Below are 23,347 nucleotides of genomic sequence, written 5' to 3' on the forward strand. Positions count from 1 at the left end.
ACAACAATCCAAAGCAAAATGCGCTGCGAAGTTAGCTCGAGGTAAAAGTCTGATAACTAATTCGACAAATCAAAATTGTCACCAGTACCAAGAAAATCTTACGCACAAAGCCACTACCATACTTCATGGCAGCTCGCACACCAACCACAGAACCCACAACATTGGCAGCCGCCATCATTAAACCGATATGTAAAATTGCATGCCCAGTTGGAATCAAAAAGCTTAATGCTGCAAGGTTCGTCATAAAGTTGCCAATTTTCGACAAGGCTGAGGCATGTAGAAAATCCACACCCAAAAAACGGATAAAGAAGAAAATAAAAAAGCTTCCCGTTCCTGGGCCAAAAACCCCATCATAAAAACCAATTGCCAAACTGCCGAGAGCAGCCAACACCAGCAATTTTGGGGTAATGTGTAAATCGACTGCCACTTGCCCAAAACTTTTTTTCATAAACGTGTAAATGGCAATGATGATCAGCATCACCAACACAAAAGGACGCAAAACGGATTGGGGAATGAGAGATAAACATGCCGCACCAGCAAAAGAGCTAATCAAGGCACAAATCGCAATCACCAGCAGTAATTTCCACTGCAACTTGACCTTACGTGCAAACGTATAGGCTGCCGATGCTGTACCAAAAATCGAAGAAACCTTATTGGTTCCGATTACCGTAGCAGTTGACATTGATGGGAAAGTACTCATCAGCCCTGGAATCTGAATGAGTCCGCCACCACCCACAGCAGCATCGATGGCTCCTGCGGTAAATGCAAACCCAAGCAGACTTAAGATCGTTATTGTATCCATGCAGTAATCATCACTTTTCTAAATGAAGGACTCGCTTAGGAACTAAGCGCTTTTTATCAGTAATTTGTGCCAAACCTAAACAGCGTTCACCATCAAATACCAAAACTTGCTCTGCGGCAGCATGATCAATATTGCTTTCCAAACCATTACAGAAATACTTACTACGCCCTTCAGGAACTTGAACCTGTGGTAAATGCTCAACAGGTGCATACGCAGGCAATAACAATGCCTCACGCTCAGCCTCAGTTAAGCTTTCCAAATACGGTAAGGTATAGCTTGGAATTAAATCAAAATGACCCGTTGCCGTTCGATGCAATGCACTTAAATGCCCCCCACAGCCCAGTGCTTCACCAATATCTTCCCCCAATACACGAATGTATGTACCTTTAGAACAAATCACATCTAAAGTTAAACTATCTTGAGTAAATTCAATTAATTGTAGTTGATAAATCGTAATCGGACGTGCCTCACGCTCAATCACGATTCCTTGGCGTGCCAACTCATATAATGGTTTGCCGTGTTTTTTTAATGCTGAATACATCGGTGGGACTTGCTGAATATCACCACGAAACTGCTCAAGCACATGTTCAATTTTTTCTGGAGTCAGTTCAGGTACAGGACGTTGCTGTAAAATCTCACCTTCCACATCACCTGTAGTGGTGGTTTGCCCAAGCTTCACGGTCGTTTGATAACGTTTTACCGATTCGAGTAAATAATGCGAAAACTTGGTGGCTTCGCCCAAGCAAATTGGCAATAAACCTGTTGCTAAAGGGTCAAGTGCACCTGTATGTCCTGCTTTTTCTGCCCGATATAGCCAGCGCACTTTTTGTAATGCGGCATTAGAACTAATATCCAGTGGTTTATTCAGTAAAAAAACACCGCTAATTGGACGACGCTGAATTTTAGGCTTAGCAACAGACATACATGAAGTAATCAAAAAAAATGACACGCCATCTTAACAAAAGCCTAACCAATCTTCAGCAGGATTGTGTACTTATTCTCAACAGTCGAATTTTTATCGCTTAGCATAATCATAGGCATAAAAAAATGCGCCTGATTCGGCGCATTTTTTTGACTCAAATAAAGCGGATTAAGCTTTACGAGCTGGCAATTTTTCACGAATACGTGCAGCTTTACCAGACAAGTCACGAAGATAGTAAAGTTTAGCACGACGAACGTCACCACGACGTTTCACTTCGATTTTAGCAACGATTGGAGAGTGAGTTTGGAAAACACGCTCAACACCAATACCGCTAGAAATTTTACGTACTGTGAACGCAGAGTTCAAACCACGGTTTTTCTTAGCAATGACAACACCTTCAAAAGCCTGAAGACGTTCACGATCACCTTCTTTTACTTTTACTTGGACAATAACAGTGTCACCTGGTGCAAAAGCAGGGATGTCAGATTTTAACTGTGCATTTTCAACAGCTTGAACTAAAGGATGCTTACCGCTCATGGGGTATCTCCAATTATATGTGGGTCAGAAGAGGTCTGATATCCACTGGGTATAGAGGCTAAATCGCATAGACCCGATTATCTTTCTCTTTATGTTTGACCACTTCAATGCATAAAGAGCCTATTCAAGAAGACTTAAACATAAGTTTAAATCCCAATTCGAAGCATTGCTTCTTCTTGTACAAGGACAGTGATGACTAATCACTGCTATTTCCTCGTTCATCTTTTAGCCATTTTTTTTGCTGCTTGGTCAACTCCACCTGCTCGACCAACTCGGGACGACGTTCAAGTGTACGTTGATAGCGCTGCAAAAACCGCCATTTTTCAATATTGGCATGATGCCCAGATTTTAAGACTTCTGGGACGTCCAATCCTTCAAAATGATCTGGCTTGGTATATTGTGGGCAGTCTAACAGACCGTCCACAAAAGAATCTTGTATTGCAGATTGCTCATCTGACATCGTATTCGGCAAACGACGAATAATGCTGTCTAACAAAACCATCGCAGGGAGTTCACCACCCGATAAAACGTAATCTCCAATCGACCATTCTTGATCGACATATTTTTGGAGTAAACGCTCATCAACCCCTTCATAACGTCCACACAGTACAATCAATCCGTCATATTCAACAAACTGCTGTACTGCCTGCTCATTTAAGGTTTTACCTTGTGGTGACATATACACCACAGGAACATGAACCGCTCCTGCCTGCTCTGCAAGCTGTTTGGCATGAGAGATTGCTTTTGCCAACGGCTCAGCCATCATCACCATACCTGGACCACCACCAAATGGACGTTCATCCACTCGTTTGTAGTTGCCCTCAGCAAAATCACGCGGATTAATACAAGTGACTTGTACAATATCGCGTTTTGCTGCACGTCCGCTAATCCCGTAGGCTGTAATCGCTTCAAACATTTCAGGAAAAAGCGTAATCACTGCAAAAAACACTACAGATTCCTCTATTTCCTGCTGCGTTCATCCTTCGCAAAAAGGATTAGTAATCTACGCCCCAATTCACGTAAATTCGACCAGCTTCAAGATCAACTCGCTGCACCACATCTTTATGCCATGGAATCATTCGCTCTTCGGCATCAACACTGTCAGCTGTGGCTCGAACCACCATGACATCATTAGCACCTGTTTCAAACAGCTCGTGAATTTGACCGAGATTGACTTCCTGCTCATTATCGTCCAGACCTAACACAGTTAAGCCTTTCAAATCTGACCAGTAATACTCATCCACACCTGGTTGAGGTAATTGCGATTTTGAAATCCAGATATTAGCGCCAACCAAGCTGTCGGCTGCAGTGCGATCATTCACACTTTTAAGCGCAACAACCAAGCCTTTACCATGTGGTTTCCAGCGTTTTACATCGACTGTTTGCCAACCTGCTTTGGTTTCAATGTACCAAGGCAGGTAGTCAAAGATATTGCTCATGGGTTCTGTATTGGAATAGACCCAGAGCCACCCATTCAATCCATAAGCTGAACGTAACTGTCCAATCTGAATACGATCTTCGGGTACATTCTGTGTTGGTGTCATGGGCTACCTACTACAAAAATTATGCAGCAACTGCAGCTTTTTTAGCTTGAGCAGCTAAAGAAGCAACACGTTCAGAAGCTTGAGCGCCTTGAGCAACCCAATGTGCAAAACGGTCTGTATCTAAACGAAGTTTTTCCGCTTGACCTTGAGCAGTTGGGTTAAAGAAACCGATACGTTCGATGAAACGACCATCACGTGCATTGCGGCTATCAGTCACAACGATTTGATAAAATGGACGTTTTTTTGCACCACCGCGCGCTAAACGAATAACTACCATGATAAAAGCCTTATAATTCTTACGGATTATCCCTGTGCCGACCATCGGCAACACTTCAAACCCCTTTCATAGAGGGCGGTATTTTACGTGATATTCACCCCAAAGGAAAGATCAAATCGTAAGTTATCCACCGTTTTGAATTTATTTTTAGTTACTGTCCCAGGTTGAAGAGCTACTTAAAACACAGCTTGCTGCACCTTCTGACCAATACTTTTGCCCATCTTGATTTAAACACACAACACCATTGCCTTTCTGCACACTTGTACTCACAGGTGTAGCTGTTAACTTATACCCTTGATTATCATCATCAATTTCCAAGACAATGCCATAATAAGCAGTTCCTGTACTTGGATAATTTGCAGTGCCGCCAACACCTGTTAGGGTTGCACTTGCATAGCTGTTATTGATCAGTTTATAACTTTGCAAACGCCCTGCTACACGCATCAGCTCCGTTTGCATATCAACACGATTGGTCTTAACTCTGTACTGTTTATAACTTGGGTAAGCGATTGCCGCCAAAATTCCAATAATCGCAACCACTATCATCAGTTCAATTAAAGTAAAACCGCGTTTTGTTATTTTCATTACCAATTCTCTGAACCGCTTGAACCACAGTCACCGTATGAATTAAAACCTGTTTTATTTTTGCAGTGCAGACCTCTGCTGGTCAGTAAAAAATTATAATTTTTCGGATCCGTTGTGGTTGCCTTAATGGCCCAATTTCGACCCACTGCAGCATTACCCGTTAAAGCAACATTGCTCGCATCAGGATCTACAATCGTAACGGTATAGGGATAACTTGTTGTAGACGCAACAGTTGTGGTGGCGGTTGAAAAGCCTTTGTAATTAAAATTACGTGCTTTCCAACGATCAAGCAATACCGCCAAACGCTGCATTTCCTGTTGTGCTTGAGCTGCACGCGAGCGCCGCGCATATTCTTGGTAACTGGGTATCGCAATAGCCGCTAAAATAGCAACTATTACGACAACAACCATCATTTCAATTAAGGTAAAGCCGCAACTTTTTTTATACAACGTAATCGTTTGCATACTTTAATCCTTATTTGCTACTGGTCTCATACCAACGTAAAGTACGGATTGTGCCTGCATTACTAAAACTTTGACATTCAAGCTTATTTTTATTAGCAGCCTGTGTACAATCTGTTGATGTCGTAATGGTACTTTTTACTTCATTACCGGTAGTATTAGATGCACCTAGGCCACTCCCCAAAATACCAGCACCTAATTTGGCACGATCAGGGCTTCCATTAGTATTGAGTGACGAAGCAAATCTGTCACATTTACCTGTTGGCAAACAAAAACGGTATAAATAAGAGTCACCTTTTATACCTGCCCCACATGAACCACCTATACCAACACCATCACGATAATAAACATTGGTATATAAAATACTATCTACCGCATACAAACTATTCATTCCTTTCCACACACCCGCGCTACCTGCTGCATTACTATAGTGATAAACCCAACCACCATTTGTTACTGCAACGCCAGTGCTATAATTTGTATTTAATGACTGTAATGTTACATCTTGAGTCAGTAACGAATAAGTAGATTTATATAAATCACTCTTACTAATATCTTTGTCATAAATTACAAATACACCGTCATCCGCGCTGGTTGTAGCCGTTGCATTATTTGTCCCTGTTACACCAGACAATGGCGAACTACGATTACCAGAACTAAAAGCCACCACACCAAATAACCCTAAAGAAGAATCGTTTTGGGCAGAGAAACTTGGCATTTCATAAAAACGGGGGCTTGCTCCACCTGTAACATGTTGATTAGTAATACGAACCACACGAGCATCAATTTTTTGTGTAGCTGTTGAAGTTGTGTTATTTAAGTCGATTCGAAAAGCCTGCCCACCCAAATCACCAAAATACAAGTTATCAACATAGCCATCACCATCTCGATCAATTGCATTAATTTGACTAACAACACTATATTTTAAGTTAGAATTTGCTGTAACTGCTTGCGCACCCTGCACATCAGTCGCACTTGATGCATTCGCACTTGCCCACCATAGTAACTGACCATTATCTGCATCGAACATATAAATGCCCGCACCTTTCTGATTGGTTTGATCATAATTTGGTGACTCATAACCAGCATCATATCCACCACCAACGATCATTACTAGTTTTGACTGACCTGCAAATTTCACGCGTGCAATAGTTGGTTTAGACCAACTTTGCCCCATAAAGCCTAGCGCTGTGACATTCGATGTTGTTCCTGTCGAATTGGTAATACTTGAACCATCAGGGCTGATATGAAATTTTAAACTTGGGATAGAGATATTGGTGAGATCTAGCGAATAATAGCTTCGCCCACCCATACGTAAACCACCATATACCCATTGCTTTCCTTGAATGGAATTATCCGTTGTGCTGCGGTCAGATGCTCCAACGGTTAAAGAACCATCACTATTTGCAACATATTGAGTATATGCTGCCCAAGGAGCGTCTATACCATAAAATAAATTACTGCTACCACCCGTACTAGAAGTTGTACTCAAAAATGCATTGCGCTGATTAGTATTATTCATCATTTCATTCGGTACAAAAGCGAAGACTTCTTTACCATTTTTATCTACGACATGTAACAACCCTTGCGTAGTTCCAAAAAGCAAATAATCTTGACGTGCTGTTGTATCTAACGTGCTTGTAATTGTCCCACTTTGTGTCAGTAATATTGGGGTAGAATGCATGGTAGCACCAAGCTGGCGTAAATCTGGTGTTTTTCCAATATAAGTACTTAAATCTGACTGATCATTGGCTGCCACATTATAACCGAGTAGATTTAACCAATAATTACGCTGTGGATCTGAATTCAGGTAGTCACTTGTAAAAGTAATTTGATTTAAGGTTTTATCTTCCGATGCTGCGCTATTTGTAATTTTACGATTAGTATAAATTGTGCGATTTACTTTAGAACCAGTAACAATACCTAAAGGTAATTGACCTTTTACACCATCCGTCCAAATACCTGAAACACTAGAATTTAAAGAGCCATCCGTATTAAATAATTTAGTCGTTTTATCTGCGCCATATAACTGACCATTAAGTAAATTATATTTATTTAAATTTCCTACCCAAAGTTGCGTAGAATCCTGCGGAGTCGGAACAAACGAAGCATAGTAACCATATGGTTGAGCACGCAATGGATTTAAAACATCTTGTGGTAAAGTTGGAGAACCTGTAGCAACTGACTGGAATGTCGGTGTAACATTTTTTACAAAGTTTGTGATACTATTTTTAATATCATCAGAGTTCTCAGCATAATAAAATCCTCCTTTACCAAAATCAGATCCTCCCCACTTACACGCATTATAAGCATCCTGATTTGTTGTTTGTACTGAGGCACAGTTATATGTGCCATCTGCATTTTTTGGAATCCCTGAAAAAGATGAACCGAACCCGACTACTGCCGTTTTAATTGATATATTTGCTGGGTTTTTAGTTTTATCGAATAATTTTTTAGCATACTCACCAATATATTCCCACCCACCTGTTTCACCTGTAAATAGTCCTGATTGTAATGTTGGTGAAACCAATGCATTGGTGTCAGATGGTTTAGCAGTAAATGTGTAATTACTATTATTATTCAATGTAAGATTCATAATGGTTTGCGCCATCGAATCTTTAGTTGAATTTGGCGCACCGTCTGTTAAAAAGTAAATCCCATTACCATCACAAGTGGATGTACTTCCGCCTGCTTTATAAACATTCCCATTTTTAGATGCATCAGCAGAAAAAGCAAAACCACCAATTAAGCTGTCCGATGTTCCTCCCACTAAAAAGGGATTTGTGCGATAAGATACAAGACCGACTGTATCATTGCCATTTTTACCAGCATATCCTGTCCAGACTGTACCAACTATCGGCTCAATATCCATCGGCTCATTCGCAACTTTCATCCAACCACCATAGCGCCATCCCACAGGTAGTTTAGTAAACGTTTCCCAACCATTAGCCATGGTAACGCCAGATTGTGTCTTAAAATTATTCTGTGAAGTAATCTGAGTCCAACCACCATTTCCATCTGGTCTATATACTCCCCCACTAATAGTACCTGTTGTAACAGTTTTATTAGTATTGTCATAAGAAGGCCAATTATTATTACATTGCTTAACCGTTGCCCCTAAAGCACTTGTAGTCCCAGTCCCTAAAGCAGTACAAACAAAATAGACTTGCTCTGAGCCATTTTGCATCACCATATAACCATCATAAATAGTAGAAACTGAACCACTATTCGTACCCCCTGTACCTGTACCTGTACCCATCATATAGGCACCAGCTTCAGCATAGGCTTGAGCAGTAGGCGTACCACTAGATGCTTTTGTTACATCAGGATAATTGTTACTTGATAATTTTAAATTAGAATTTGTAGTCCCATCTTCATTGGTCGTCGTATCCAAAGACTTAATGGCTGCAATCTGCTGAGCAATACTAATCCGTTGAGCCGTAGTTAGGGCCCCATTCGGCACCAAAATACGACCAGAATGACCATCTGTTAAACGGTTAGTCGCTGTGCCAATAGTAAGCTCTGTTTTAGAAGAAAATTGCCCCAATCCCATAATGGTATTATTGGATAATCCTGCACTTGAAGTATCTGCTAGTAAAGGTAAAATTGCATCTTTTAATCGTGATAACCGATCATATTGCGTAACTCCACCACTTGTACAGCCACGCACATAATAAGGAATTACTGTTGTACCAATCGTCACTGTTTTATAAATCGAGGTTTTATTATAGGTTGTGCTACTCCTATTGGTATCTTTTAAATTATATGTCCACTCATAAAAATTTGATGCTGATGATCTATTGCTTTGATATTCTGAAACACTGACGCGATCACACAATGAGTTATCCACATCGCCTGGACTACCATATGGGTTAGTTTTAGGTAAAACCAATGAACTAATTCCCATACTTCCAGAAGTATCTAACATCAATAAAATTGAAGTTTTTCCACCTGTGGCATTGGCATAAATATCAATATCACTTGCTTGCACAGATACACTTTGACAAACAATACAGGATACAAATGCTGACACCGTGAAAGTAAGCATTTTCTGATATAATTTACTCATATTTAAATCCTCAATCTTTTACGATGTTTTCAGTGTTGGTATAGCGCCAACTGTATAATCTGCGCGCTGTATATTGTAGGGAATATTAAGGTCGCCAAAACATGTACCAACCTCATCTTTATTCTTTTTAAAACAATCTTCTATATCACTTGAAGATGCACTAGAAAAACTTGGTAACACTGAAATTACTGTCACAGAAATACTTTTTGTTGTATTTGATATATTCGTGCTTTGCCCAGCACTTGTACCTAATGTAAAATTAGCCAATGGCTTAGAGTTACTAGCAACTTGTGTCAAATAAACTTGCGTCAAAATCGCTGATCGACCTGTTGAAAACCAGGTAGACTGACAATAACCCGCCACTCCATTTTTTGTTATAGTTCCATCAGATGAAATCACACTCGCATTTTGCAAATTAAAAAAATTGGTATTGTTCGCTTTATAGCAAAATACCAATTGATCTTGTGCATGATCCGCAGAGTCAAAATAAGCAAACATACCATTCGCTGCAAGTTGGTTTTCAACTTGGGTAGGATCTTCAATTTTAAATAATGCGGCATCTGAACTTTCAAACATTAACTGCTGTGCCTGACCATTGGTTGCAATATTTAATGACACCAGACTTTGGCGAATAGCTAATGTTCCAATAATCGTCATAAACAACAATATGATTAATACAACAATTAAAGTTGCACCCCGTTGAAAACGCTGATTCATCATTAACGCCCCCCCAACGCATTACGAATTGCAACAGTCTGTGTAATCACCTGACGTAAATTTTTTGCTGGCATCGTTTGAATTGTGTTATTTAAAGTGACGGGTTGATTGAACACAGTAAAAGATTTCGTTAAATCAATATTAGAATCGATACCTACTGTTTGGTTAGAACGTACCAAAACACCTAACTTGATACCCATAATACGAGCAGTTGGTGCATTAGTTGTGTATTGTGTAATCGTCATGTCTCTAAAATTACCAGAGCTATCCTGCACTGTGAGCAAGACATGAAAATAATCCACACGCTTCATAATGATTTGACCATTATCATTATTAAAGGCTGTCAAATTATTTGAACGCCCAGCAGCACACGCTAACGCCAATGCTGTCGCGGACGTTTCATTGTTATTAATATTGGCATCCTGACGTACAAAATAACGTTCAACTACATAAACAGAGGCATCTGTCACTTGTGTTCCTTCACAATCAAATAAACCACTGTCAATTTGGGCTTGTGTCGGTACATATTGAATAACCAGTTGATCACTACCAACATTCATATTCGATGTATTGCTGACCGCGCTTTGACTGACAGCAGAAGATGCCACGCCTGCTAAGTTTGTCGTGCTAAAAACAATGCCTCCATTTGCAGAACTCGCTGTCATGGCTGCCGTTACAGCATTTAAATTTGCCATTCGAATATCTTTGGTCATGTAATTTAAGGCAAAATTGGCATTATCCTGAATATCAGCAGCCCCTTGTTGCAGGGCAAAGCTTTTTTGCCCTGCAATAAAAAGCATAACCGCTGCTGCCACAATGATTAAGCCCAGAACCAATGACATCATGAGCTCAATGAGTGTTAAACCCTGTTGTGAATATCGCATCTTAATATGCCTCCATCACAATACAGGTTGAAGCATCATTATAGGAAAACCCTGAACTTGTACTATTGGTACATGCAATATGCCCTGTTGTTGTCGTAGTTTTATCTACAGGGTCAGTTTTATTCCATGCGACATAAATGCACTGGCGACCATTTGCTGTACCAGGGCAAGTCATTATATTTAAGGTCATACCTGTATTAGTCGCTTGTACATAGGCTTCATGCACATCAAATGCTGCTTTTGCGGTTGGCGTACAAAAATTACTATAACAATTGCTACCTGAAGCCGCCTGATTGGTCATACTTTCCAAATTAGTTTTATATGCGGCGAGTGCTGCTGTAGAATTATTCATGCGCATTTTTTCAGCCAAATCACGTGCAATATTCATGGCTTGAATACGATTAAATCCTTCGGATGTTGCTTCAACAGCACGTAACTGCAAGCCCACAAAGCCCAACACTCCAATTGCCAAAAGTAGTAATGCAACCAAAACTTCGAGCAAACCGACGCCCTGCTGATATTTAACTGGCATTACAGTTCCCCGTCACAAGATCACGTTGTTGGACTACCCCTATACGAGAAAGAATTATTCTTTTTGAATATTGCGCCTGTGCCTGCGCTTGATCACACAAAACCAAAGTTAAATCAGAATTCAGCGGTGCTGTAGTGGTGGTTGGATCCTGAACCATGCCATCGGAACGAAATACGATTGATGTCATCGCTGAAACAAGAGCTGCCTTTCCTGATGCAGTCCAATTTAAAGCGCTGTCTGTATCTGCTGAGGATGAATTTAAATTTACGGTCACAGAACGACGCTCTAGAGCAGCTTTAGAGCGTGCTTTTTCCAAGACAATGACTAAATCTCGTGTACTTTTATTTAAATTCTGTTTAAGAAGCATATTAGCAAAAGCTGGCACAGCCATTACCGAAATAATAGAAATAATAATAACCACTACGATTAATTCGAATAATGTAAATCCCCGAATGGATTGCATATTCCCCTCATATTTTTAAATAACTCATATTTTTAATAAGATTTACTTCACAATATGTAAAAATTAAGTACCGTTATTTATTAATAAAATTCATAATTTATGAAATAAGATATATTTAAAATGTATCTATTATGTGATACATATCACATAATATATCAATTTTTACCAAAAAATAAAATAAAAAAAACGGACCAGTCACGATCCGTTTTAAAAACTACAATGCTTAAGCTTGCACAATATGTATACGCAACTCTTTAGGCAGGCTAAATGTTACATTTTCTTCACGCCCATCAAGTTCTTCAGGAGACTCCGCACCCCAGTCCTGCAACCGCTGAATCACTTGCTTAATTAAAATTTCTGGAGCTGATGCGCCTGCGGTTACACCGACCTTAGTGGTTGATTGAAACCAGTCTTGTTGCAACTGTTCAGCATTGTCGACCAAATACGCGGTTTTCCCCATGCGCTCAGCAAGCTCACGTAAACGATTAGAATTGGATGAGTTGGGAGAACCCACCACCAAGACCACATCACACTTTTCAGCTAAATCACGCACCGCATCCTGACGGTTTTGGGTTGCATAGCAAATATCATCTTTACGAGGGCCCTGAATATGAGGGTATTTTTGGCGCAAGGCATCAATCACTTTCGCAGTATCATCAATCGACAGCGTGGTTTGAGTGACAAAAGCTACTCTTTCAGGATGTTTCACTTGTAATTCAGCAACATCCTGCTCGTTTTCAACCAGATAAATTTCACCACCGTTATTTTTATCGTATTGCCCCATCGTTCCTTCAACTTCAGGGTGACCATGATGTCCAATCAGAATCGCTTCTACGCCTTCACGAGCATATTTGGTGACTTCAATATGTACTTTCGTTACGAGCGGACAAGTGGCATCAAATACTTTTAAACCACGGCGCGCTGCTTCCTGCTGGACTGCTTTGGACACCCCATGCGCACTAAAAATCACAATATTATCGTCTGGAACTTCATCAAGTTCATCGACAAAGATCGCGCCACGCTGACGCAGGTCATCTACGACAAATTTATTGTGTACGACTTCATGGCGTACATAAATTGGTGGCTGGAAACATTCAAGTGCCCGATTGACAATCGCAATCGCACGGTCAACACCTGCACAAAAGCCTCGTGGGTTCGCCAATACAATTTCCATAACTTCCTCAATCTGACAGGCAATGACTGTATTTTTTGAATTTATTGACCAAACTATTCAGTTTAGCCGCGCTCTACTCTAATATAGAGAAGATATTTTATCATATCAGGAAAAAATATCATGTCGGGTCTATTGTTTGTCGTTTCTGCAGCGTCAGGAACTGGCAAAACATCTCTGGTCAAAGCCCTGCTTGAACGTGTAACCAATCTACATGTTTCTGTTTCTCATACTACTCGTGGGCAGCGTCCCGGTGAACTCGATGGCGTGCATTATCACTTCACCAGTAAAGATCACTTTTTAGCGCAAGTGAAAGAAGGTGGTTTTATCGAATATGCGGAAGTATTTGGTAATTACTATGGAACGTCACAAACAACCGTCAAGCAACAGCTTGAAAAAGGACATGACGTTCTACTCGAAATTGACTGGCAAGGTGCAGAGCAAGTTCGTAAATTATTCCCTGAATCTAAACAGATTTTTATTTTACCGCCAAGTCAGTTTGATTTACGCCAACGCCTGTCAAACCGTGGTACAGATGCGGTAGAAGTCATTGAACATCGTTTAAGTTGTGCAATTACCGACATGCAGCAATACGTCAATTTTGATTATGTGATTATTAATGATGACTTTAATAAAGCCCTACATGATTTAGAATCCGTAATCAACGCTAACCGCCTGACTATGCCACAGCAAGCTCGGCGTCATCAGCAACTGATTGAAAAATTGTTGCACCCAGAGAATTGATTAAAACTTGAGTCTATGTGCAAAGCATCTTATACTGCACAGTCTAGTTAAATTTAACTCAGCAAGAGATTTGTTATGGCACGCGTAACTGTTGAAGATTGTTTAGACCATGTAGATAACCGTTTTGAATTGGTCCTTGTGGCAAGTAAACGTGCGCGCCAATTATCACGTCAAGGCATTGAACCAACTGTAGAGTGGGACAATGACAAGCCAACTGTTGTGGCTCTACGTGAAATTGCAGCCGGTCATATAAGCAAAGACATTTTGAAACAACGTGAGCAAGACTACCAAGTATCAAGCCTTGATCTTGCTCTTTCTGCAAATAACTTAAACCTAGAAGGCTTTACTTTCTAAGTCTAAGTTTTTTGCAAAAAAGCCTAGTTGGTTCAACTAGGCTTTTTTGTTTGCACTGTTATGATGCAATATTGAGTGAAATAATCAACTTTATTGAAATATTTTTGGTTTTTTCAGTGAGAAAAATTGACAAGACCCACAGAATGTTTTTCATTAAAGGGCTAACGTTTCCATTTGTGATTTAGCATTGAATTAAGGGTGGTTTATGCCAGGCGAAGAAGTCAGCCAAGCCAAGCAACAACTGAAACTGATTATTGACGAATATCTGTCAGAAAAAGATGTCGAACTGGTGCTTGCTGCCTGTGATTTTGCCGACCTTGCTCACAGCGGGATCACACGTAAAAGCGGCGAACCTTATGTGCTGCACCCAATTGCCGTATCTAGCATTCTGGCGCACATGCGACTTGATTCCCAAACGCTGATGGCAGCGTTGCTGCATGATGTAATTGAAGATACCGAATTTAGTAAAGAAGAGATTGCAAGCAAGTTTGGTAAAGTCGTTGCCGAACTGGTCGATGGTGTCACCAAACTGACCCACTCTAGTGACAAACAGGTCAATAAAGCAGCCTCTTTTCGTAAAATTCTACAAGCTACCTTGCAAGACCCACGCGTAATCATCATCAAACTTGCAGACCGCTATCACAACATGACCACGCTTGATGCGTTGCGCCCTGATAAACGTGCCCGAATTGCCCAAGAAACCTTTGATATTTTTGTGCCTATGGCACGTATCGTAGGGATGAATGAAATGGGTGATAATCTCGAATATCTGTGTTATCAAAATCTTGACCTTGACGTATTCAACAAAATTCAGCAAGCGCTCCAACAGACTCGACCAAAACGCTGTGAATATCAACAAATCTGGGAAAAAAATCTCACACAGTTACTACAGCGACACCAGATTACAGGTCGCATTAAAAAGAAAAACAACAATATTGAGCTGATTCGCCACTTCCTTAAAAATGACATTAATCTACAAGAACTTACCCGTAGTCATACCTTTGAAATTATTCTAACCAGCATTGCCGACTGCGACCGTCTTGTCGATGTGTTACGGGAAAACTTTCAGGTTCTACAATTTAACGATCATATCCGTCGACCATTACCAGGTGGCAACCAGTCCCTGATGATGCGATTGAAGGGTGAAAAAACCACCCTATCCTTGACTATTCAAACTGAGCTGATGCGTAAAGCTGCGCGTTTTGGTGTGGTTCTCGGTGAAAATGCACCTCAAGCATGCCGCTCAGCCATTCAGGCATCTATGCAAAACCTGAATACCTTAATTGACGGTGAATGTGCCAAAACGACTTTTAGTGATTTGCTAGACTATTTGCATCAGGAAAAGATCTGGGTTTATACACCACATGGCCATCTGCATGAGCTACCGCAAGGTGCGACCATTGTCGATTTTGCCTATGCTGCCAGCCTGTTTTTAGGTAACCATGCGATTGGGGCAAAAGTGGATGGAGAAACCAAACCTCTGTCTACTCCTCTTGCTAGCGGGCAAGTTGTAGAAATTCTAACCGATGTGCTCGCAAGCCCGAACCCTGACTGGCTGAGTTTCATTAATACACAAAAAGCACGCCGTGCGATTCAAAATATCTTGCGTGATCAAGATGTTGAAGAACAGCGTATTATTGGTAAACAGGCACTTGACCGTGCTTTACGCCTGTTTAACAGTTCTAGTCATGAGTTATCTGAAGATGACTGGATCAATGTTTTAGAATGGCGTCATGTAGACAATAAAAATACCCTATATGAACAAATTGCTGTCGGTGATCTGCTACCACAACTGGTTGCCAATCATTTATTTTCCATCGACAGTCAATTGGAAGAACCAAGTTCACATCGTTTGATTCAGGGTACAGACGGTATTGATGTCAAGTATGCACGCTGTTGTAACCCAATTTTGGGCGATCCAATTCAAGGGCATTTATCGCGCCGTGGGTTGATTGTACACCGTGAACGCTGCCATAACTTGCTACATGAGCAGCATCTACATCCTGAAAATATCATGCCATTACAGTGGAGTGATTACGAAGTCGATGATGTGAGTTTTACCGCATATTTATGCATTGATATGAGCATGAATGACGAGCAGATTTCTGACCTGATATATCAATGTCGTAAAGCTAAATTTGGGGTAGAAATGATTAATTCCCAAGACAACAAAACCTATGTCAATGTCGTCGTCAATAACCGTAAAGAAATTGCTCAAGTGATTCGTGAGCTGCGTTTACACTTTGGTTTTCCACGAATTCTGCGCCAAGATACGCCTGTAATGATTAGCGAAACGCATAAAGTTGTATAATTTAAGCGCATCCCACATAGATTGTGTGCTATATATAAATGATATAGGTCATTGAATTTGTAAAGGAGACATGTATGTCACGCCAAGTGATTCATACTGAAAATGCACCTGCTGCAATTGGAACTTACTCCCAAGCCATTTTAGTTGGGAATACACTGTATCTTTCTGGACAAATTGGTTTAGATCCATACAGCATGGAATTGGTGGATGGTATTGAAGCACAAATTCGTCGTGTTTTTGACAACATCAAGGCTGTTTGTGAAGCTGCTGGCGGCTCTTTAGCAGATTTTGCAAAATTGAATATCTTCTTGACAGACTTGTCTAATTTTCAATTGGTCAACCAGATTATGGGCGAATACTTCCCACAACCTTACCCTGCACGTGCAGCGTTGGGCGTGGCAAGCTTACCTAAAGGGGCTTTGGTTGAAATGGATGGTATTGTAATCATTCCTTAAGTACAAAATGATGTATATAAAACCACCGATCAGGTGGTTTTTTTTCATCCAAAAAGCCAATTATAGTTTTGTAAATATGAAGATGAAACCCATTGACAAACGATAACAATTATCAATAATATCAGTAATCGTATTTATCTTTTCATGGGTGCGCACATGTATGTTTGTTTATGTCGTGGGATTACCGACCAAGATATCAAAGATGCTGTTGCCAATGGTGCAGAAAGTTTTCGGGAAATTCGTGATTTACTCGATTTAGGCACTTGCTGTGGACGTTGTGCACCTGAAGCCCGTAGCCTGATTAATGAAGAATTGGCTGCCATTGCTGCAAAGATTTCTATCGCCGCATAGCCCCATTACAAGGGCAACGTCTCCTTGTCCGCTTTTGATTTAGAGTGGGTTTATTTTAGGTGTCAAAACTCACCTTCACCATGTGATTGTGATTTTCATTTGCCGTTCGATAAATTACTCGCAGCAATACAACTTCTTGGCTAAGATAAACTTATCATTGCCTTAACCCTGTTGAGGCTTGCATTATTTGCGGAGAAATAATAATGAAAGGCAATCGCGATGTTATCAATCAGTTAAATCAGGTGTTGTATCACCATCTCACGGCGATCAATCAATATTTTCTGCATTCACGTATGTTTAATGACTGGGGCGTTGAGAAACTTGGCTCTGCCGAGTACAAAGAATCGATCCGTCAAATGAAACATGCGGACAAAGTCATTGAACGTATTTTATTTCTTGAAGGTCTGCCAAACCTGCAACATTTAGGTAAATTATATATCGGTCAGCATACTTTAGAAGTGTTGCAGTGCGATGTGCGGAAAGTTAAAGAAAATATTGAAGCACTGCAAAAAGCAGTCGCATTGTCAGAACAACTACAAGATTATGTATCGCGTGATCTGGTTCAGGAAATTCTAGAGCATGAAGAAAATTACTGGGACTGGCTGGAAACCCAGATCGACCTAACAGAAAGTGTAGGTATCGAAAACTATATTCAGAGCAACATGTCTGATGAGTAACAACCTGCCAAAAGATAAATGCTGATCAGTGAAGGAGATTTTTAATCATCTCCTTCCTGTTCTCGATAAATTTAAATAAATTTTTATAATTCATATAATTCATATAATTCTATCAACTTCATTCTTACCAATTTACACAATCAATATTCCTCGCCCAAAAAACAGGTCATTACCCTCATGGAATGGATAAATCTCGGAAGCGTCTTGTCCTCAATATGTTTTATCTTGAATTATGGTAGGTAACACTTCTGTGAAGCATATCGCATCATCAATTCGAAAAATAAAATGCCAGTCAATTACTTAACTGACTGGCATTAGGCTATAAAGCAGCTTTTCTACTGAGCATTACTTACGAATAGCACGACCATTGTGATCTTGGTCAAGCAAGAGTTGACTATAAGGATGATCGACTTGATATAAACCATGGATCAAGGCTAATTGATGCTGGGCTTCTTGGTTCTGCCCGTTATATGCTAAAAGCTGAGCGTATTTATATAAATCATAATGCGTTGGTGTAGTGACCGCAACCTGATGATAATGTTCTAATTGTTGTGGTGATAAACGGCTAAAACGATCCAGATAATACCAGTTAGCACGTTGATCGAACTGATCCAAAACATAAACTCGATAGGGTTTAACTGCTGGAATTCCCTGATCAGAATGTTTATGCCCCTGATTTAAGGCATCAATTGAACTTAGATAATCGCGCCAGATTAAACCGTAGAGCAAAATACCGATCACTAAAATAGCAGTATTCAAGTTTGCAGATAGTGAAAATGCCTTCAGTTTGGCTGTCTGCGCCTGAATGACTCCTAGTAAAAAGCCAACAGGTAATAAGAAATAAGCATAATCTTGAGGGAATTCAAACATTGCATGAATCAATACACAACAGACCATCAGCGTTGCAACCAATGACTCGCTTTTTTCCACCTGTTTGTTGAGTCGCCAAATCCACCATGCGATATAAGCAACAATCGCTGTTCCAACAATAACACCATTCCAGACCAGTAATTCTAAAATGAGATTATGTGCACTGTTGGTTCGTTCATTGTGCTGAAGAAAATCTGCCCCGACCAATTGTGCATAGCTGGTTTGATTCCAGCCATAGCCCAGCCACGGATGTTGCTGAATGGCATACAGCATTTGCATCCAGATATTAAAGCGAGAGTGACTCGAACTGGCACGTGCAATCACATCCGACATTTCTGAATGAGATAACCCCAGATGCACCAAAATCGCATTTAGACTTGGAATTGCCAGTAAGCAACCCACGTAAATCATCACCCATGCGGCAACATGGTAACGCTTGAAACGATATGCTGGGGAGAGTTTAAAAAACAGATAAATACTGAGTACTGCACAGGCCACCCAAGGCGTACGAGACTGACTGAGTGCGATGGTAAAGGTGAGCAATAATGCCCCCAATGTCACCAGCCAAGTGGGTAAGGCGCGTTTTTCAAACAAATACAGGCAACCCATCAGCCCCATCATCAGGAAAGTTGCCATATTGTTGGGCTGAGCAAAGTTCGCATAAGGACGATTACCACGTAATGGCATAATCAGTGATAATCCCTGATCGAGATGCAACCATTGCAACAACGCTATGCCAACGCTGATTAAACCGACCACAAAAGTCAGTAAGCTCCAGCCTTTAAAAACTTTTTCACGCTGCACGGGATCTTGGGTCAGATTAAATCCAAGTACAACCATCATGGCAAAAGCAAAAACATACAATCCAGACAACAATGCCTTACTAAAATAAAACTCAATGCCAAATACCCACTGCACAAACGGGATACAGGCCATCACAAATAGTGGCACATTCAGCTTGGGCAATTGTAAGGGCTTGTCAATATATAAAGCCAACGTACATAAGCCAGCCGCATACGCTAATAATTCGCTAGATAGTGTCAGCCACGGGGTATAGTGATATGGAGATAGCCATGACAATGCCAGCAGCACCGCAATCGCAAGAAACAGTAATCTTTGCATCATGAGCAAAACAGGTGAAAAATAAAGCACGTATTATAGGATATTTTTGAGTAAAGCTATGTAGCACAACTTGACCATTACAGCCTAATCTTCAATAAATTTTTCTATTTATAGGATGATGATTTATAAAATTCAAACATGCCACGAAGGCAGAGCTTGCTAAGATCATACTCATGACATTGACAACAAAGGACGCATCGCATGCCACATCAAGGAAAAGAGCTTCATTTACGTCGCGCCGAAATTGGGCAAGGTACAGTCATTGCCCGTGCCTTGCCACACCGAGAAAAACGCATGATTGGCGCATGGTGCTTTCTCGACCATGCTGGTCCAGTCGAGTTTGTTCAGGGTGAGGGACTTGATATTGGCCCACACCCACATATTGGCTTACAGACCTTCACGTGGATGATTGAAGGTACGCTAATGCATACTGACAGTCTGGGTTCAAAACAACTGATCCAGCCCAAGCAGGTCAACCTCATGACTGCAGGCTACGGTATTTCTCATACAGAAGTCACGCCACCTCATGAAACCCAACTGCACACGGCACAGCTCTGGATTGCCCTACCCGATAACAAACGCAATATGCCTGCCAAGTTTCAGCATTATCCTGAACTACCCGTCATACAGAAAGACCAGATCGAATGTCGGGTTTTGGTCGGGGATTTTTTGGGGCATACATCCCCTGTTGAAGTCTATAGCCCATTACTTGCCGTCGACCTGTATGCAGCACAGGCAAGTCAGACCACATTGCCGCTGAAGCCCGATTTTGAATATGGCATTTTACTACTCTCAGGACAGGCACAGGTCAATGGACATGTGCTGACCACAGACAATATGCTCATCTTTGAAACAGGTTCAAGTGACATCAGTCTGGTACTGTCCGCCGATAGCCGCGTGCTCCTGATTGGTGGAGAACCCTTTGAATCGCCGATTTTACTGTGGTGGAACTATGTTGGTCGTAGCGAAGATGAGATTAAAGCTGCGCATCAACACTGGTTACAGCATGACAGCCGCTTTGGAGAAATTCCCGATTATCCAGGTGAACGCTTACAAGCACCTGCATTTCCCGAACACATGAGGGCATCGAAATGAGTATCGTTGGTCGTAGTCAAGTTCAAAGCTTACCTGAACCATGGAAAGGGCTGGTTCATTGTGGTGAACATCACTTTTTTACTGATGAACCTGAACATCTGGAAGGTCATGATCAGGGTGCAGCGCCTTATGACTTGCTATGCAGTAGTCTTGTGGCATGCACCATGATTACGCTACGCATGTATGCCAAACATAAAGGTTTCGACTTGGGCGAGTTTAAGGTCACTGCTCAGTTTCTAAGCCATCGGGATGGTTCTGAACACATTCAGCGTCAGATTGAATTTCCTCAGCCCATAACCGATGAGTTGCGTCAGAAACTTCTGGCCGTTTGTCAAAAAACACCCGTCACAAAAACCTTGTTGCGCAGTGTCAAGATCGAAACACAAATTTTCGACCCTGTAGCATAGTTTACACCTTGGCGAATGTCGTTACATTTCGCCAAAGTCACCACGGTTAAAGTCATGAATAGCTTGCATAATTTCTTGCTGGGTATTCATGACAAATGGCCCATAACCCTGAATCGGTTCATTCAATGGTTGTCCAGTTAAAATCAGAATTCCTGCTCCCTGTTCAGCACTGATCTGAATCGGTTCGGCATCGTCTCGGTCAAACAGGACAAAGCTATGATCAGCAACCTGATACTGTTGATTGATTGAAACTGTTCCTTGTCGTACGACCACAATACAGGTTTGCCCCACAGGCACGTTAAATTCATGCTGCTGCCCTGCCATCAACTGAATATCCCAGACATTCACAGGGCTAAAGGTCGAAGCCGCGCCTTGCACATCGGCATATTGTCCTGCGATGACCCGCAAATAACTGCCTGTATCATCCAGTACAATTGAAGGAATTTCACTTCGGGTAATGGCTTGATATTTGCCGTGAGTCATTTTGTCTTTGGCGGGCAAGTTGACCCAAAGCTGTACCATTTCTAGCTCACCACCTTGCTGGGCAAAAGCTTTCGAATGTAATTCTTCATGTAATAAGCCTGCACCTGCGGTCATCCATTGCACATCACCTGTCTGGATGGTTCCACCTCCACCATGCGAATCACGATGCGAAATTTCACCTTTATAGGCGATGGTCACCGTCTCAAAACCACGATGTGGATGTTCCCCGACCCCGCGTGGCGTGCTAGTTGGGCTAAAAAATTCAGGTGCAGCATAATCCAGCATCAGAAATGGACTCAGCACTTGCCCTAAACGGTCATAAGAAAATAAGGTGCTGACATGAAAACCATCGCCCACCCAATGTTTTTGCTGTGTCCGATACTGCCCAATGACTTTTTTCATGTCGGAATCCTCACTTGATTTAGAGCATAATTTTACATTCTAAGCAGCCGTCAAAAAATCATAAAAATAAGACGGATTATCTTATATATGCAATAAACAACTTCCGCTACAATCAATTAGTTGTCTGAACGCAAGAGGCTGCCATGCATATTTTTGATGATTATTATTATTTTTATCTGGTGGTCAAACATGGCGGATTCAGTGCAGCCAGTGAAGCGACTCAAATTACCAAATCCAAACTCAGTCGGCGAATTTTAGAACTTGAAGAACGCTTTAATATTAAATTGATTCAGCGTACCACACGGCATTTTCAGGTGACACCACTTGGGCAACAGTTTTATGAAGAATGCCAGAAAGTCGTTAACCAGATTGAATGCAGTGAAAATGTACTATTACAACAAAAAAGCGAACCTCAAGGTTTGGTACGCATTAGTTGTCCCAATGTCATGCTGCAATTTCAGATTCGTCCGATTTTAAATGCTTTTTTGCAACAATATCCCAAAGTTCAACTGGAACTGGAACTGACCAGCCGCCGTGTCGATGTATTGCATGACAATATCGATATTGCGATTCGCACCAGTTTCAACCCCAATGTAGATTCCAGCTTAATTGTCCGCGATGTGGTAAAAACTACACATTGTCTGGTGGCAAGCCAAAGCCTGTTACAAGGTCATACCATTCAACATTATCAGGAACTGGCACAGTACCCAGCATTGGCTTTAGGCTTAATGAAAAACCAGTATACGTGGCATTTGCAGCACCTCACTACGGGTGAAACCGTAAATTTTCATTTTGATCCCCGTTTAAAGTGTAATGATCTGGCAGGTGTCTATTATGCAGTCAAAGATGGTTTGGGTATTGCTGACTTACCTGTGCTGAGTGTGCAAAAAGATCTGAAAAACGGCGACTTAATACAGGTATTGCCCGATTGGCAATCCAATATTGGCACAGTTCAACTGGTCTATGCGTCACGTAAAGGGCAACGTTTAGTGATTGAAAAACTGATTGAAAGCCTGATACAAGGCTTACGCAACATGGTTGGACGCGAAGCTGGTTATATATCCTAAGTCTTTGTAAGCAGACCATTTGTAACAGTTTCACCAAGTTAATTT

The 23,347-nt window shown here is 41.2% G+C and carries 25 protein-coding genes; 9 read left to right on the forward strand and 16 right to left on the reverse strand.

Translation table 11 applies throughout. From position 1 onward, the window contains the following. Positions 1-31: 31 nt before the first annotated feature. From ACX1N5_RS02785 to ispH, 14 genes are all read right to left on the reverse strand, one after another. Entirely contained in the window at positions 32-802 is a 771-nt protein-coding gene (locus ACX1N5_RS02785; RefSeq protein ID WP_458799681.1) for a sulfite exporter TauE/SafE family protein, read from the reverse strand. Positions 803-812: 10 nt separating this feature from the next. Further along, complete coding sequence (gene truB / locus ACX1N5_RS02790) at positions 813-1,724, reverse strand: tRNA pseudouridine(55) synthase TruB (RefSeq protein WP_458799679.1); 912 nt, start codon at positions 1,722-1,724, stop codon at positions 813-815. A 168-nt stretch (positions 1,725-1,892) separates the two neighbouring features. Then, positions 1,893-2,261 carry a 50S ribosomal protein L19 gene (gene rplS, locus ACX1N5_RS02795; protein WP_004754432.1) on the reverse strand — a complete coding sequence of 123 codons (369 nt, stop codon included), beginning with the start codon at positions 2,259-2,261 and terminating at the stop codon, positions 1,893-1,895. A 196-nt stretch (positions 2,262-2,457) separates the two neighbouring features. Further along, complete coding sequence (trmD, locus tag ACX1N5_RS02800) at positions 2,458-3,210, reverse strand: tRNA (guanosine(37)-N1)-methyltransferase TrmD (protein WP_458799677.1); 753 nt, start codon at positions 3,208-3,210, stop codon at positions 2,458-2,460. Between the two features lie 46 nt (positions 3,211-3,256). Continuing rightward, positions 3,257-3,805 carry a ribosome maturation factor RimM gene (rimM, locus tag ACX1N5_RS02805; RefSeq protein ID WP_004754436.1) on the reverse strand — a complete coding sequence of 183 codons (549 nt, stop codon included), beginning with the start codon at positions 3,803-3,805 and terminating at the stop codon, positions 3,257-3,259. A 19-nt stretch (positions 3,806-3,824) separates the two neighbouring features. After that, positions 3,825-4,082 carry a 30S ribosomal protein S16 gene (gene rpsP / locus ACX1N5_RS02810; protein WP_004754439.1) on the reverse strand — a complete coding sequence of 86 codons (258 nt, stop codon included), beginning with the start codon at positions 4,080-4,082 and terminating at the stop codon, positions 3,825-3,827. Between the two features lie 147 nt (positions 4,083-4,229). Continuing rightward, positions 4,230-4,667: a type IV pilin protein gene (locus ACX1N5_RS02815; protein WP_131379548.1), complete on the reverse strand. Its 438-nt coding sequence runs from the start codon at positions 4,665-4,667 to the stop codon at positions 4,230-4,232. Then, positions 4,667-5,131, reverse strand: coding sequence for a type IV pilin protein (locus tag ACX1N5_RS02820; protein ID WP_458799674.1), 465 nt, complete (start codon positions 5,129-5,131; stop codon positions 4,667-4,669). The genes ACX1N5_RS02815 and ACX1N5_RS02820 overlap by 1 nt, the downstream gene beginning before the upstream one ends. A gap of 10 nt (positions 5,132-5,141) precedes the next feature. Then, positions 5,142-9,197: a pilus assembly protein gene (locus ACX1N5_RS02825; protein WP_458799672.1), complete on the reverse strand. Its 4,056-nt coding sequence runs from the start codon at positions 9,195-9,197 to the stop codon at positions 5,142-5,144. 18 nt (positions 9,198-9,215) lie between these two features. Beyond that, positions 9,216-9,917 carry a pilus assembly PilX family protein gene (locus ACX1N5_RS02830; protein WP_458799670.1) on the reverse strand — a complete coding sequence of 234 codons (702 nt, stop codon included), beginning with the start codon at positions 9,915-9,917 and terminating at the stop codon, positions 9,216-9,218. Next, a complete protein-coding gene (locus tag ACX1N5_RS02835) occupies positions 9,917-10,798 on the reverse strand; it encodes a PilW family protein (protein WP_458799668.1) in 882 nt (293 codons plus the stop codon). Before ACX1N5_RS02835 ends, ACX1N5_RS02830 begins: the two co-directional genes overlap by 1 nt. 1 nt (position 10,799) lies before the next feature. Further along, a complete protein-coding gene (gene pilV, locus ACX1N5_RS02840) occupies positions 10,800-11,330 on the reverse strand; it encodes a type IV pilus modification protein PilV (RefSeq protein ID WP_458799666.1) in 531 nt (176 codons plus the stop codon). Further along, positions 11,320-11,793: a pilus assembly FimT family protein gene (locus tag ACX1N5_RS02845; RefSeq protein ID WP_458799665.1), complete on the reverse strand. Its 474-nt coding sequence runs from the start codon at positions 11,791-11,793 to the stop codon at positions 11,320-11,322. The genes pilV and ACX1N5_RS02845 overlap by 11 nt, the downstream gene beginning before the upstream one ends. A 223-nt stretch (positions 11,794-12,016) precedes the next feature. After that, positions 12,017-12,967, reverse strand: coding sequence for a 4-hydroxy-3-methylbut-2-enyl diphosphate reductase (gene ispH / locus ACX1N5_RS02850; protein ID WP_131379561.1), 951 nt, complete (start codon positions 12,965-12,967; stop codon positions 12,017-12,019). A gap of 120 nt (positions 12,968-13,087) precedes the next feature. Here ispH and gmk point away from each other — a divergent pair, with 120 nt between their 5' ends. From gmk to bfr, 6 genes are all read left to right on the forward strand, one after another. Further along, positions 13,088-13,708: a guanylate kinase gene (gmk, locus tag ACX1N5_RS02855; protein WP_131379563.1), complete on the forward strand. Its 621-nt coding sequence runs from the start codon at positions 13,088-13,090 to the stop codon at positions 13,706-13,708. Between the two features lie 75 nt (positions 13,709-13,783). Beyond that, the gene (rpoZ, locus tag ACX1N5_RS02860; RefSeq protein WP_004754456.1) at positions 13,784-14,062 is read left to right on the forward strand and encodes a DNA-directed RNA polymerase subunit omega; all 279 of its coding nucleotides are present in this window, start codon (positions 13,784-13,786) and stop codon (positions 14,060-14,062) included. Between the two features lie 205 nt (positions 14,063-14,267). Next, positions 14,268-16,373, forward strand: coding sequence for a RelA/SpoT family protein (locus ACX1N5_RS02865; protein WP_004754458.1), 2,106 nt, complete (start codon positions 14,268-14,270; stop codon positions 16,371-16,373). Between the two features lie 74 nt (positions 16,374-16,447). After that, positions 16,448-16,828, forward strand: coding sequence for a RidA family protein (locus ACX1N5_RS02870; protein ID WP_004754460.1), 381 nt, complete (start codon positions 16,448-16,450; stop codon positions 16,826-16,828). Between the two features lie 156 nt (positions 16,829-16,984). Next, positions 16,985-17,179, forward strand: coding sequence for a bacterioferritin-associated ferredoxin (locus ACX1N5_RS02875; protein WP_034426091.1), 195 nt, complete (start codon positions 16,985-16,987; stop codon positions 17,177-17,179). Between the two features lie 203 nt (positions 17,180-17,382). Beyond that, on the forward strand, positions 17,383-17,856 hold the full coding sequence (gene bfr, locus ACX1N5_RS02880) for a heteropolymeric bacterioferritin subunit Bfr (protein WP_131312825.1): 474 nt from the start codon (positions 17,383-17,385) through the stop codon (positions 17,854-17,856). Between the two features lie 345 nt (positions 17,857-18,201). Here the strand turns inward: bfr and ACX1N5_RS02885 are convergent, their stop codons facing one another. Further along, entirely contained in the window at positions 18,202-19,851 is a 1,650-nt protein-coding gene (locus tag ACX1N5_RS02885) for a PglL family O-oligosaccharyltransferase (RefSeq protein ID WP_458799661.1), read from the reverse strand. 198 nt (positions 19,852-20,049) lie between these two features. Here ACX1N5_RS02885 and ACX1N5_RS02890 point away from each other — a divergent pair, with 198 nt between their 5' ends. Continuing rightward, positions 20,050-20,943, forward strand: a complete 894-nt coding sequence (locus ACX1N5_RS02890) for a pirin family protein (RefSeq protein WP_458799659.1) — start codon at positions 20,050-20,052, stop codon at positions 20,941-20,943. Beyond that, a complete protein-coding gene (locus ACX1N5_RS02895) occupies positions 20,940-21,350 on the forward strand; it encodes an OsmC family protein (protein WP_116726690.1) in 411 nt (136 codons plus the stop codon). Before ACX1N5_RS02890 ends, ACX1N5_RS02895 begins: the two co-directional genes overlap by 4 nt. A gap of 21 nt (positions 21,351-21,371) precedes the next feature. On the opposite strand, the gene ACX1N5_RS02900 is transcribed toward ACX1N5_RS02895, so the two are convergent. Further along, the gene (locus ACX1N5_RS02900) at positions 21,372-22,235 is read right to left on the reverse strand and encodes a pirin family protein (protein WP_458799656.1); all 864 of its coding nucleotides are present in this window, start codon (positions 22,233-22,235) and stop codon (positions 21,372-21,374) included. A gap of 143 nt (positions 22,236-22,378) precedes the next feature. Here ACX1N5_RS02900 and ACX1N5_RS02905 point away from each other — a divergent pair, with 143 nt between their 5' ends. Continuing rightward, entirely contained in the window at positions 22,379-23,302 is a 924-nt protein-coding gene (locus ACX1N5_RS02905) for a LysR substrate-binding domain-containing protein (RefSeq protein ID WP_116726688.1), read from the forward strand. Positions 23,303-23,347 lie beyond the last annotated feature (45 nt).

The sequence above is a fragment of the Acinetobacter sp. ANC 4636 genome, from assembly GCF_054454555.1.